Annotated in this window: 12 protein-coding genes; all 12 read right to left on the bottom strand. The window is 68.9% G+C overall.

From position 1 onward, the window contains the following. Positions 1-187 precede the first annotated feature (187 nt). On the bottom strand, positions 188-1,000 hold the full coding sequence (locus C9F13_RS11535; protein WP_108446397.1) for a CbbQ/NirQ/NorQ/GpvN family protein: 813 nt from the start codon (positions 998-1,000) through the stop codon (positions 188-190). Between the two features lie 57 nt (positions 1,001-1,057). Further along, complete coding sequence (locus tag C9F13_RS11530) at positions 1,058-2,413, bottom strand: cbb3-type cytochrome c oxidase subunit I (RefSeq protein ID WP_108446396.1); 1,356 nt, start codon at positions 2,411-2,413, stop codon at positions 1,058-1,060. A 46-nt stretch (positions 2,414-2,459) separates the two neighbouring features. After that, positions 2,460-2,912 carry a c-type cytochrome gene (locus C9F13_RS11525; protein WP_108446395.1) on the bottom strand — a complete coding sequence of 151 codons (453 nt, stop codon included), beginning with the start codon at positions 2,910-2,912 and terminating at the stop codon, positions 2,460-2,462. Between the two features lie 191 nt (positions 2,913-3,103). Further along, positions 3,104-3,832, bottom strand: coding sequence for an amino acid ABC transporter ATP-binding protein (locus tag C9F13_RS11520; protein WP_108446455.1), 729 nt, complete (start codon positions 3,830-3,832; stop codon positions 3,104-3,106). Between the two features lie 58 nt (positions 3,833-3,890). Then, a complete protein-coding gene (locus C9F13_RS11515) occupies positions 3,891-5,006 on the bottom strand; it encodes an amino acid ABC transporter permease (protein ID WP_425432884.1) in 1,116 nt (371 codons plus the stop codon). Position 5,007: 1 nt separating this feature from the next. Continuing rightward, entirely contained in the window at positions 5,008-6,186 is a 1,179-nt protein-coding gene (locus C9F13_RS11510; RefSeq protein ID WP_108446394.1) for an amino acid ABC transporter permease, read from the bottom strand. Between the two features lie 86 nt (positions 6,187-6,272). After that, entirely contained in the window at positions 6,273-7,301 is a 1,029-nt protein-coding gene (locus C9F13_RS11505) for an amino acid ABC transporter substrate-binding protein (protein WP_108446393.1), read from the bottom strand. A 127-nt stretch (positions 7,302-7,428) separates the two neighbouring features. After that, positions 7,429-7,746: a carboxymuconolactone decarboxylase family protein gene (locus C9F13_RS11500; protein ID WP_108446392.1), complete on the bottom strand. Its 318-nt coding sequence runs from the start codon at positions 7,744-7,746 to the stop codon at positions 7,429-7,431. A gap of 76 nt (positions 7,747-7,822) precedes the next feature. Further along, positions 7,823-8,209: a SirB2 family protein gene (locus C9F13_RS11495; protein ID WP_108446391.1), complete on the bottom strand. Its 387-nt coding sequence runs from the start codon at positions 8,207-8,209 to the stop codon at positions 7,823-7,825. 29 nt (positions 8,210-8,238) lie between these two features. After that, positions 8,239-9,450, bottom strand: a complete 1,212-nt coding sequence (locus C9F13_RS11490) for an NnrS family protein (protein ID WP_108446390.1) — start codon at positions 9,448-9,450, stop codon at positions 8,239-8,241. A gap of 97 nt (positions 9,451-9,547) precedes the next feature. Next, positions 9,548-11,116, bottom strand: a complete 1,569-nt coding sequence (locus tag C9F13_RS11485) for a nitrite reductase (protein WP_108446389.1) — start codon at positions 11,114-11,116, stop codon at positions 9,548-9,550. After that, positions 11,116-11,964 carry a uroporphyrinogen-III C-methyltransferase gene (gene cobA, locus C9F13_RS11480; RefSeq protein ID WP_108446388.1) on the bottom strand — a complete coding sequence of 283 codons (849 nt, stop codon included), beginning with the start codon at positions 11,962-11,964 and terminating at the stop codon, positions 11,116-11,118. Before cobA ends, C9F13_RS11485 begins: the two co-directional genes overlap by 1 nt. Positions 11,965-11,978 lie beyond the last annotated feature (14 nt).

The following is an 11,978-nucleotide window of genomic DNA, read 5'->3' as shown; positions in this document are numbered from 1 at the left end:
TGATGAACCGCCGGGGCTTTCCCGGGGGCAGGTCCCGGGGCGCCGGACCGACGAGGAGGCGCTGTAAACCCTTCCCTGGGCGCTACATTTGCCATCCCTGGCAAATGACCTCCTCTTCGACCTGCCCCCGGCGCCTCGGTCCGGCGGCCATACCGGCCACACCATCGGCACGTCATCGGCGTCTTCTTTAGCCAAATGTGGCCCGAATGGCTTCCATCAGCCCCTCCTGGACATCCGCATCGTCGGAGAGCGGCTCCACCAGGGTGGCGCGGGCGGCCTCGAGTATCGGCATGCCGGCGCCGATCAGGGTCGCGCAGTAGACCAGCAGCCGGGTGGAGACGCCCTCCTCCAGGTCCTGGCCCTTCATGGCGCGCAGGCTCGCCGCCAGGTTGACCAGCGCCGCGCAGCGATCGGGGGCGAGGCCGCTCTCCCGGGCGACGATGTCGCGCTCCACCGCCGGCGGCGGGAAGTCGAAGGACATCGCAACGAAGCGCTGGCGAGTGCTCGGCTTGAGCGACTTGAGGATGTGCTGATAGCCCGGGTTGTAGGAGACCACCAGCATGAAGTCGTCCGGCGCCTCGAGCAGCTCGCCGGTGCGCTCCAGCGGCAGCAGGCGGCGGTCGTCGGTGAGCGGGTGCAGCACCACGGTGACGTCCTTGCGCGCCTCCACCACCTCGTCGAGGTAGCAGATGCCGCCCTCGCGCACCGCGCGGGTCAGCGGGCCGTCGACCCAGCGGGTCTCGCCGCCCTGCAGCAGGTAGCGCCCGGTCAGGTCGGCGGCGGTCAGGTCGTCGTGGCAGGAGACGGTGTAGAGCGGCTTGCCAAGTTTGGCCGCCATGTGGTGGACGAAACGGGTCTTGCCGCAGCCGGTCGGTCCCTTGAGCAGCACGGGCAGGCGCTGCCGAAAGGCCTGGTCGAACAGGGCGCACTCGTTGCCGACGCTCTGGTAGTAGGGCAGCGCCGACTCGTCGGCATGGGTGGCCACGGTGGAAAGGGACATGGGAGGCACTCCCGTCAGGGTGAACGAACGAGGGCCCCGCGCGGGGCCCTCGGTGAATCAGGCGCGATCGGGGCCCGCGGTCAGCTGGGTGCCACCGGCCGGCACCTGCTCGCGGGCCGGGCCGAAGAAGGCGTAGATCAGCATCACCGCCCCGATGGCTACCGCCACGCCGGCGCCCAGGCGCATCAGGTAGAAGAGGCCGAGCTGGTCCTGCACCTCCATGTAGTTCATGCCCAGCACACGCTGCAGGTGGGTCTGGACGACACCGGCGAAGGTCAGGGTGAAGGTCATGAAGCACATGGCGCCGGTCATGATCCAGAAGCCCCACATGTTCAGCACCTGGTTATAGGGCTGCACACGGCGCAGCGCCGGCATGGCGAAGGTGATGACGCCGAGGATCAGCATCACGTAGGCGCCGTAGAAGGCCAGGTGGCCGTGGGCGGCGGTGACCTGGGTGCCGTGGCTGTAGTAGTTGATCCAGTGCAGGGTGTGCATGAAGCCCCACACGCCGGCGCCGAAGAAGGCCACGGTCGGGCAGCCCAGGGCCCACAGCATGGCGGCCTTGTTGGGGTGGTTGCGGGTGCCCTTCCAGAACATGGTGAAGGCAAACACCACCATGGCGAAGAAGGGGATCACCTCCAAGGTGGAGAAGATGCTGCCGATGGGCTGCCAGTAGCTCGGCGCGCCGATCCAGTAGTAGTGGTGGCCGGTGCCCAGCAGGCCCGAGAAGAGCGACAGGCCGACGATGACGTAGAGCCACTTCTCGATCACCTCGCGGTCGACGCCGGTCATCTTGATCAGCAGGTAGCCCAGCAGCGAGGCCATGATCAGCTCCCAGACGCCCTCGACCCAGAGGTGCACCACCCACCACCAGTAGAGCTTGTCCACGGCGAGGTTGGAGGGGTTGTAGAAGGCGAACAGCCAGAACACCGCGGCCAGCCACAGGCCCAGCATCAGCACCAGGTTGATGGCGGTCTTGCGTCCCTTGGCCAGCGTCATGCTGGTGTTGAAGAGGAACATCAGGAAGGAGATGGTGATCAGCACCTTGACCCAGAACGGCTGCTCGAGGAACTCGCGCCCCTCGTGGATCCCGAACTGGTAGCCGACCAGCGCGGCGGCGCCGGCGAAGGCGAAGATCGCCAGCTGGATGTAGGCGATGGTCGGGCTGTGGATCTCCCGCTCGGCCTCCTCGGGCATCAGGTAGTAGGTGCAGCCCATGAAGCCGAGCAGCAGCCAGACGATCAGCAGGTTGGTATGGCTGACGCGCATGATGTTGAAGGGCATCAGCTCGGCCATGAAGTTGGGCCAGGCGTAGACGGTGGCGGCCAGCAGCCCGAAGACCACCTGCAGCGCGAAGAGCGCCATGGCCACCATGAAGAAGGGCAGCGCCACCCTCTGGGTTTCGTATTTCATCGGTCTCGTTCTCCTCGATTGATCCGCAGTCCGGCTCTCAGACGGCTCAGCCGGCGGGCGTCGGCGGCCAGTCCTGGTCGTCGATGCCGTCGGTCCACTCCAGGAAGTCGATCAGCGCCTGCATCTCCTCCTCGCTGAAGTCGTAGGCGGGCATCTGGCGGCGCCCCTCGGCCCCCAGCGGCTGCGCGCGGATCCAGGCGGCGAGGCCGGCGCGGGCCGCGTCGGGATTCTCGTGACCGCCGTAGCGTTCCCAGACGTTGCCCAGCTCCGGCGCGAAGTAGGCGCCCTCGCCCATGATGCTGTGGCAGTTGATGCACATGTTCTTTTCCCACACTTCCTTGCCGTGCTTGACGGACTCGGTGAGCCCCTCGCTGTCGGTGGACGTGTTGACCATGTACCAGTGGCTGTGAGCCGTCAGCGCGGCAAACAGCAGAAAGAAGAACAGCGACCCGCCGTAGAAGATGTTGCGGGCCGCCGACTTGGTGAGACCGTCGGCCATGGACCATACCCCCCTTGCTCGTGTGGCAGTGCCGTCGCCTCTCACGGCAAGCGGCCCTGCGCCCCTCTTAAGATGTACTGGAAATACATGTTAAGCGTAGCAGCAGGGCACGGCAGGCGGCCTTGACGTCGATCAATTTTCACGAAAAGGAGAGGCGGACGACGGCCCTGTGGCCGCCGCCCGGGAGGGGCTCAGTGGCCGAGGATCTGGCCGAGGAAGAGCTTGGTGCGCTCGGAGCGCGGATGGTTGAAGAAGGTCTCGGGGGGCGCCTCTTCGATGATCTGGCCCTGATCCATGAAGATCACCCGGTCGGCCACGGTCTTGGCGAAGCCCATCTCGTGGGTCACGCAGAGCATGGTCATACCATCCTGGGCCAACTCGACCATGACGTCGAGCACCTCCTTGATCATCTCGGGGTCGAGCGCCGAGGTCGGCTCGTCGAAGAGCATCACCTCCGGCTGCATGCACAGCGCCCGGGCGATCGCCACGCGCTGCTGCTGGCCGCCGGAGAGCTGGCCCGGGTACTTGCGGGCCTGGTCGGCGATCTGCACCCGCTCGAGGATCTCCAGCGCCGTGCGCTCGGCCTCGGCGCGGGGCTTCTTCTGCACCCAGGTCTGGGAGATGCAGCAGTTGTCCAGCACGCTCAGGTGGGGGAAGAGGTTGAAGTGCTGGAACACCATGCCGACGTTGCGGCGGATCTGCTCGATGCGCTTCACGTCGCGGGTCATCGGCAGGCCGTTGACCACGATGCGCCCCTCCTGGTGCTCCTCGAGGTGGTTGATGCAGCGGATCAGCGTCGACTTGCCCGACCCCGAGGGGCCGCAGATGACGATGCGCTCGCCCGGGGCGACCGTCAGGTCGATGTCGCGCAGCACGTGGAAGTCGCCGTACCACTTGTTGAGCCCGGTGATCTCGATCATGGGCGAGTCGGCCCGGGCGGCAGTTGCCTGATTCATGAGAAGGTCCCGTTGATGGTGGTCAGTTCCGATGGCCGGTGTGCAGGCGCCGTTCGATGTACTGGCTGTAGCGCGACATGCTGAAGCAGAACACCCAGAACACCAGGGCCGCGAAGACGTAGCCCTCGGTGGCGAAGCCCAGCCAGTTGCTGTCGGTGAGCCCCGCGCGGATGATCGCCAGCAGGTCGAAGAGCCCGATGATCAGCACCAGCGAGGTGTCCTTGAACAGCGCGATGAAGGTGTTGACGATGCCGGGGATGACCAGCTTCAGCGCCTGGGGCAGCACGATCAGCGCCATGCGCTGCCAGTAGCCCATGCCCAGCGCCTTGGCGGCCTCCTCCTGGCCGCGGGGGATCGCCTGGAGCCCGCCGCGCACCACCTCGGCCATGTAGGCGCTCCAGAACAGCATGATGCCCACCAGCGCCCGCAGCAGCTTGTCGAACTCCACCTGGGCGGGCACGAACAGCGGCAGCATCACCGAGGCCATGAACAGCACGGTGATCAGCGGCACGCCGCGCCAGAACTCGATGAACACCACGCAGAAGCCGCGCACCAGCGGCATCTGCGAGCGCCGGCCCAGCGCCAGCACCACGCCGATGGGCAGCGAGCCGACGATGCCCACGACGGCGATGGTCAGGGTCAGCATCACCCCGCCCCAGTCGCGGGTCGGCACGGCCGCAAGGCCGAAGTGGCCGCCCGCCAGCAGGACAAAGGCGAGCAGCGGGAAGCCCACCAGGGCGAACGCCCCCACCCAGCGCTTGGCGGGCAGGCGCGGAATGGCGAGCCAGGCGATCAGCGCCGCCAGCAGGACGAAGACCAGGTTCACCCGCCAGCGCGCGGCCTCGGGATAGAAGCCGTAGACGATCGACTCGAAGCGCGCGCTGATGAAGACCCAGCAGGCCCCCTCGCCGCTGCACGCCTCCCGGGAGTCGCCGAGCCAGTCGGCCTGGAGCACCGCCCACTGCAGGGCGGGCCACAGCAGCAAGGCCAGCAGGGTCACGGTGACCAGGGTCACCACCCCGTTGAGCGGGGTATTGAAGAGGTTGGCGTGCAGCCAGCCGAGCGGGCCGCGGCGCAGGTCCGGGGGCCGGCGCTCGGCGACCATCTCGGTCGCGGTCATGGTCGTGGTCTCAACCATCTCAGCGCTCCTTGAGCAGCGTGCGCGCGTTGTAGAGGTTCATCAGCGCGGACACCAGCAGGTTGATCAGCAGGTAGACGGCCATGGTCATGGCGACGATCTCGATCGCCTGGCCGGTCTGGTTCAGGGCCGTGCCGGAGAACACCGCCACCAGGTCGGGGTAGCCGATCGCCGTGGCCAGCGAGGAGTTCTTGATCAGGTTGAGGTGCTGGCTGGTCAGCTGCGGCACGATCACCCGCATCGCCTGGGGAATCACCACCTTGCGCAGGATGATCCCGCCCGGCAGGCTCAGCGCCTTGGCCGCCTCGACCTGGCCCTGGGGCACCGACTGGATCCCCGAGCGCACGATCTCGGCGATGAAGGAGGCGGTGTAGATGGAGAGCGCCAGCCACAGCGCCATCAGCTCGGGCAGGATCGTCACGCCACCCTGGAAGTTGAAGCCGGCAAGCGACGGGATGGACCACTCGAGCGGCATGCCCGTGGCGACGAAGGTGAGCGCCGGCAGGCCAATGAGGAGCAGCGCGCCGAGCTTGAAGACCGGCAGTGCCTGGCCGGTGCGCGCCTGGCGCCGCCGGGCGTAGCGCACCAGCCAGGCCGTGGCGATCACCGCGACCAGCAGCGCCCAGGGGGTGGCGGCGAAGCCGGGCAGCGCCTGGGGATCGGGCAGCACCACGCCGCGCACGTTGAGGAAGATCGCCTCGAACAGCGAGTGGCTGTTGCGCGGGCTCGGCAGGGCCTGCAGCACGGCGAAGTACCAGAACAGGATCTGCACCAGCAGCGGGATGTTGCGGAAGATCTCGACGTAGGCGGTGGCCAGGCGGGCCAGCAGCCAGTTGGGCGAGAGCCGGGCGATGCCCACGGCGAAGCCGATCAGGGTCGCCGCGACGATGCCCATGGCGGAGACCAGCAGGGTGTTGAGCAGCCCCACCACGAAGGTGCGGGCGTAGGTGCTGTCGCCGGAGTAGTCGATCAGGGTCTGGGGGATGGAGAAGCCGGCGCGGTCCTGGAGGAAACCGAAGCCGGTGGTGATCCCCCGGGCCTCGAGGTTGGCCAGGGTGTTCGACACCACCATGGCGATGAAGGCCCCCAGCGCCAGCAGCAGGATGCCCTGCACCAGCAGGGCGCGGAAGGTGGGGTCGCGCCACAGCGGCCCCCGCTCCCGTGAGGAAGAACGCAGCATATCGAGCCTCGTGGACGTCAACGACAGGGCATCACGCATGTCGCCATGCGTGATGCCCGTTCAGGGAACGTTAGGGGTCAGCGAGATCAGCGGATCGGCGGGGCGTAGAGGATGCCGCCCTCGTCCCACAGCGCGTTCACGCCGCGGCTGATCTGCATCGGTGACTCCTCGCCCACGGTGCCGGCGAAGACCTCGTCATAGTTGCCGACGTGGCTGATCAGCTGGTAGGCCCAGTCGTTCTCGAGCCCCATCTGCTCGCCGTAGTCGCCGTCCACGCCCAGCAGGCGCGCCACCTGGGGGTTGGGCGGGTCGGCCTTCATGTCATCGACGTTGTCGCTGTTCACGCCCAGCTCCTCGGCGTTGACCATGGCGAAGATCGACCACTTGACGATGTCCAGCCACTGGTCGTCGCCCTGGCGTACCACGGGGCCGAGCGGCTCCTTGGAGATCAGCGTCTCGAGGATCTCGACACTGTCGGGCTCCGGCAGCTGCAGGCGCAGGGCGCTGAGCTGGGAGGTGTCGGAGGTCAGGATGTCGCAGCGGCCGCTGGCGAAGCCCTGGGCGGTCTGGTCGGGGGTGTCGAAGGTGACGGTCTGGATGTCGATGCCCCGGGAGGGGAAGTAGTCGGCCAGGTTGAGCTCGTGGGTGGTGCCGGACTGGATGCAGATCGAGGCGCCGTCGAACTGCTCCGGGCTCTCGATGCCCAGGTCCTTGGCCACCATGAAGCCCTGGCCGTCGTAGAAGGTGGTGGCGGTGAAGTTGAGCCCCAGCGAGTTGTCGCGGGTCGCGGTCCAGGTGGTGTTGCGCGAGAGGACGTCGATCTCGCCGGACTGCAGGGCGGTGAAGCGCTCCTTGGCGGTCAGCGGCGTGAAGGAGACCGCCTCGGGATCGTCGAAGATCGCGGCGGCGATGCCGCGGCAGGTCTCCACGTCCAGTCCCTGCCAGGTGCCGTCCTCGTCGGGCGAGGAGAAGCCGGAGAGGCCCACGTTGACGCCGCAGCGCAGCTCGCCGCGCTCCTTCACCTCGTCCAGGGTGGCCGCCGAGGCGGAGGAGGCCAGGCCGACGCAAAGGGCGGCGGCGGAAAGGGAGAGCAGTGTCTTGTTGTTGTACCGCATGTAATGACTCCGGGGTCTGATAGATCGGGTACTGCCAATGCAGCAGCCCCGAAACTACCAGACCCCGGAACGGCGTGACCAACTCACTATTAAACGCTTGTCCCAGCGGTCCGGGGACCGCGCCACCTCAGGACTCGGTGATGTCCTCGATCCAGGTCAGGGCCGCGACTCCGCCGGGCAGGCCCAGGGTGGGAATGGCCAGCATGGCTACCTGCTTCAAGGCCTCGGCGGACTCGCCCTCCTCCAGGCCGCGGCGCACGTGGGAGTGCACCGCTCCCTCGGAGCGCGCCCCCACGGCCAGCGCCAGCTTGATCAGCCGGCGGGTGCGCGCGTCCAGCGGGCCGGCCTCGGCGCAGGCCCGGCCGAGCTCGGCATAGGCCGACCACACCTCGGGGTACTGCTCGGCCACCTGACCGGCACCGGCGGGGAGTTCCTGTTGCGACATGAGAGTCTCCTTCTACAGACGAGTGGCGGGGTCAGTATAGGTCAGGGCCTGCGGCTCAGCGCCTACCGGCCGTCGGTCAGGCCAGCCAGGAGAGCGGGCTGTGGGTCACGGCCGCCCCCAGCATGTAGCCGAAGGTGGCCAGCGCGGCCAGCGCCGCGACACCGCGCACCGCCGGGGTTCGGCCGCGCTTGATCGCCAGCGTGCCCAGGCCGATGTAACCGAGCAGGGCGATCAGCTTGGCGGCGAGCCAGGGCTGCTGATGGGGCCAGGCGGAGAGCAGCACCATCAGCGTCACGCCGAGCCCCAGCAGGGCAGTGTCGATGAGGTGGGGGGCGATCTTCACCCAGCGCCGCTGCAGCCAGGGCGACTCGCGCACCGACCACCAGGCCCGCAGCAAGAAGAAGGCGAGGCTCAGGGCGGCGGCGGTGACGTGCAGGTGCTTGATCAGGGCGTAGTGTTCCACGGGGTGTCCTTGGTGTCGGGGGCAGGGTCCTATCCGTCCTTGCCGTCGGCCCGAGCCGACAGCAGCGGCCCCGTATAGTGGAACAGGAAGATCGCATAGGCCAGGCACCAGAAGAGGATGCCCAGGTTGTAGGTCCAGTGGGTGATCTCGGGGACGAGCGCCAGCACCGGCGAGCGCAGCACGGCGGCGGCGAGCATCAGGCCGAGCGCCACGCCGATGCCCGGCAGGGTACGGATGGGGCGCGCGGTATGGCCGAGCGAGACCCGCGACATCATCGCCAGCATCATGGTGCCCATGCCGCCGATGGTCAGGGCGTGCACGGCAAGCTCCACGCGGAACACGCCCAGCGCCGCCAGCGCCCACATCGCGAGTCCTACGGGAATGAAGGCGTAGCTGCCGTGCAGGCCCCAGAGCAGCGGCTCGCGCCAGCTGTAAAGGCCGCCCCAGCGCGCCAGGCGCAGCGCATTGGCGAGCGCCGCCAGCCCCAGCAGGGTGGCGAAGAGCGCCCCCGGCAGCGCCACGCCGAGCACGGCGAGCCCCTGGGCCAGCACCACCGCCAGCACGCTGCCGAGGCTGAGCGTCTCCAGGGCGGGGATCGGCGGCCGGCGGGTGAGGCCCAGGCGGTTGGCGGTGAACATGGCGATCACCCGGCCGCCCACCACCACCATCAGCAGGGTGATCAGCAGCACCGCCAGGTAGGCGGCCTGGCGGATCAGCTCGGCATCGCCGGTGAGCACCCCCAGGTGCATGGCCAGGTTGGCCAGGGTCAGCAGGCCCAGGGCAGGCAGGAAGATCAGGTTGCGCCAGCGCTTGGCGGCGATCACCAGCCGGGCCATGACGCCGGCCACCACCGGCAGGAACGCCAGGTCGACCAGCATCGGCAGCCACTCCGGCAGTCCCAGCGGGAAGGCCATCAGGCCCCGCCCGGCAAGCCACAGCGCGACCAGAGCCAGCAGCGGCCCGCCGCTGAGGCTTGGCAGCCCCGTCCAGTTCTGCACCGCGGTAAGCAGGAAGCCCGCCACCACCGCGGCGGCGAAGCCGAACAGCATCTCGTGCTGGTGCCAGAACATCAGCCCGCCGACCGGGCGCAGCAGGATGTCGCCGTGCCAGAAGGCCAGCCACACGACCATCGCCGCCACGCTGTAGAGCGCGGCCAGCAGGAAGAAGGGACGGAAGGCCAGCCTCGCCACCGGCAGGCGCGACAGCGAGGAGGGGCGTGCGGAGGAGGAGGTCGATTGCATGGCGCCATACCCGACTAAAACACTTGGTGATGGCCATTGTGGCCCAGGCACACACCCCCCTTCCTTGACAGGCATCAAGAATACTTCTTATGGGGTCTCAGTGGCTGGTGCCCTCTTCATAGCGCGTCTTGTTCCAGACGTTGTACTTGCCGGAGGGCCGGCTCATGGGGATGCGCTGCTCCTCCTCGAGGGTCTCGGCGTCGTAGACGATCACCGCGCCCTCCTCCTCCCACAGGCTCAGCAGCAGCTTCTCGCCGTCGCGGTCGAACTCCACGTGGGCGGCGGTCTTGCCGGGTTCGGGGATCAGGGTCTCGACGATCTCGAGGCGCGCCTTGTCGATCACGTGCACCCGGTCGCGATTCGGGCCGAAGAAGACGTCCACCCAGGCGTAGGGCGAGTTGGCGTGGCTGCGCATGAAGAAGCCGGGGCCATCGGTCTCGAGGGTCTTGATCACCGTCCAGTCGGTCATGTCGATGATCGACACCGCCGCCCGGGTCAGGTGGGGCGTGGCCATGACGCGGCGCCCCTCGTGCTCCCAGGTGATGCCGGAGCCCAGGTGCGGCATGCCCTCCAGGGGCAGGTCGGCGACCTTCTCGCCGCTGTCCAGATCGATCACCATGCCGCCCTGCCCACCGCGGGCGGCGCCGATCACGTGGCGATAGGCCGGGTCGAAGAAGAAGTCGTCCAGGTAGTCCGGCACCGGGATCCGGCGTACCCGGAAGGTGGGGGTGTCGTGGCGGCGCGTCGGTTCGAGGGGGGTCGTCATGTGCCCGGTGGCGACCACCGGCTCGGTGGGCAGCGGCCAGGGGATCTCCCACACCTCCTCGAGGTCCTTGAGGGCGGCGATGAAGCTGCCCCGGGGCGGCGCGGCGTAGACGGCGCTGACCCGCGAGCTCTCGCCCTCCTCGCCGACCACCGGGTAGACCTTCATCAGGTCGAGGTTGTGGGCATCGAAGAGCACCAGGCTGTGGGGCAGGTAGTTGGCTGCCATCACGTAGCGGCCGTCGGCGGAGACGGCGATGTTGCGCATGTTGATGCCGGCGCGCACCTCGGCGACCACCTCGAGGTTGTAGAGGTCGACCTTGGTGATCCAGCCGTCCCGGGAGCCGAAGAAGACGTAGCGCCCGTCCGGGGTGTACTTGGGCCCGCCGTGCAGGGCGTAGCGGGTCGGGAAGCGGTGGATCCGCTCGAAGGTATCGCCGTCGAGCACGCTGGCGTGATGATCGCCGGTCTCCACCACCACGAAGAGGTTGAGCGGGTCGGCCTCGAAGCGCGGCGTATCGGGCAGCGAGCCGTCCGGGTGCGGGACCGAGTGGCTGGCGAGGATCTCGTCGCGCCCCCAGGTGGGCGTCACCTCGGGCGCGCGGTAGAGCCACTCGGCCAGCGACGCGATCGCCGCGTCGTCGAGCCGCTCGCCGAAGCCGGGCATCTGGCTGGCCGCCCGGCCATCGCGGATCACCGTCTCGGCGGCCTCGGGCGAGAGCCTGGAGAGGTTGCCCGGCAGCAGCGCCGGGCCGATGCCGCCCAGGCGATCCTCGCCATGGCAGGACGCGCACTGAGCGCGGTAGAGCGCCTCGGGGTCGTCGGCCTGGGCCAGCGCGACGAGCGTGAGCAGCGCGGCGCCGGCCAGGGCCGCGAGGCCGCGGGGGAGCGAGCACGCGGGCATCAGAGCGCCACCCGCCGGGGCGCCAGTTCCAGCGCCTCGCCCTCGATGAAGGTGGCCTCGGCCGGGGTGGGCTGGGCCAGGGTCGTGGCCAGGCGCACCACCTCGCCCACCACGATCAGGGTCGGCGGCGTCAGCCCCTCGCGGTCGATGGTCTCGACCAGCTCGCCCAGGCAGGTGATCACCCGGCGCTGCTCGGGGGTGGTGCCGCGCTCCACCAGGGCCACGGGGTGGCTCGCCGGCAGGCCGTGCTCCTGCAGCTGGCGGCTGATCAGGCCGGCGTTGGCCAGGCCCATGTAGAACACCGCCGTATGGTGGGGCACCGCCAGGGCGCGCCAGTCCAGGGCAAGCTCGCCGTCGCCCTTGCAGTGGCCGGTGACGAAGGTGACGCTCTGGGCGTGGTCGCGATGGGTCAGCGGGAAGCCGCCGAAGGCCGCACAGCCCTGGGCCGAGGTGATGCCCGGCACCACCCGGAAGCCGATGCCGTGCGCGATCAGCGCCTCGGCCTCCTCGCCACCGCGCCCGAAGATGTAGGGGTCGCCGCCCTTGAGCCGCACCACCCGCCGACCCTCCTCGGCCAGGCGCACCAGCAGGGCGTTGGTCTCCTCCTGGGTCAGGGCGTGGCAGCGCGACGCCTTGCCGACGTAGAAGCGCCGGGCCCGGGGACTGGCCAGGGCCAGCACCTCCTTGGAGACCAGGCGATCGAAGACCAGGCAGTCGGCCTGCTCGAGCAGCGACAGGGCGCGCAGGGTCAGAAGCCCAGGATCGCCCGGGCCGGCGCCGACGATGGCCACCTCGCCGGGCGCCAGGGGCGCCTCGGCGAGGTCATAGGAAACGCGATGTGACGGCATGGGGGGCTCCTCGC

It is taken from the genome of Halomonas denitrificans (assembly GCF_003056305.1).
Lineage (GTDB): Bacteria > Pseudomonadota > Gammaproteobacteria > Pseudomonadales > Halomonadaceae > Halomonas > Halomonas denitrificans.
Note: the sequence above shows the minus strand (reverse complement) of the source record. Positions and strands in the feature narration are given on the sequence as shown.

Bases quoted from the DNA above. Each gene is read 5' to 3' on its own strand.
- C9F13_RS11535 (WP_108446397.1), bottom strand. From the start codon at position 1,000: ATGTCCCTTTCCACCGTGGCCACCCATGCCGACGAGTCGGCGCTGCCC.
- C9F13_RS11530 (WP_108446396.1), bottom strand. From the start codon at position 2,413: ATGAAATACGAAACCCAGAGGGTGGCGCTGCCCTTCTTCATGGTGGCC.
- C9F13_RS11525 (WP_108446395.1), bottom strand. From the start codon at position 2,912: ATGGCCGACGGTCTCACCAAGTCGGCGGCCCGCAACATCTTCTACGGC.
- C9F13_RS11520 (WP_108446455.1), bottom strand. From the start codon at position 3,832: ATGATCGAGATCACCGGGCTCAACAAGTGGTACGGCGACTTCCACGTG.
- C9F13_RS11515 (WP_425432884.1), bottom strand. From the start codon at position 5,006: ATGGTTGAGACCACGACCATGACCGCGACCGAGATGGTCGCCGAGCGC.
- C9F13_RS11510 (WP_108446394.1), bottom strand. From the start codon at position 6,186: ATGCTGCGTTCTTCCTCACGGGAGCGGGGGCCGCTGTGGCGCGACCCC.
- C9F13_RS11505 (WP_108446393.1), bottom strand. From the start codon at position 7,301: ATGCGGTACAACAACAAGACACTGCTCTCCCTTTCCGCCGCCGCCCTT.
- C9F13_RS11500 (WP_108446392.1), bottom strand. From the start codon at position 7,746: ATGTCGCAACAGGAACTCCCCGCCGGTGCCGGTCAGGTGGCCGAGCAG.
- C9F13_RS11490 (WP_108446390.1), bottom strand. From the start codon at position 9,450: ATGCAATCGACCTCCTCCTCCGCACGCCCCTCCTCGCTGTCGCGCCTG.
- C9F13_RS11485 (WP_108446389.1), bottom strand. From the start codon at position 11,116: ATGCCCGCGTGCTCGCTCCCCCGCGGCCTCGCGGCCCTGGCCGGCGCC.
- cobA (WP_108446388.1), bottom strand. From the start codon at position 11,964: ATGCCGTCACATCGCGTTTCCTATGACCTCGCCGAGGCGCCCCTGGCG.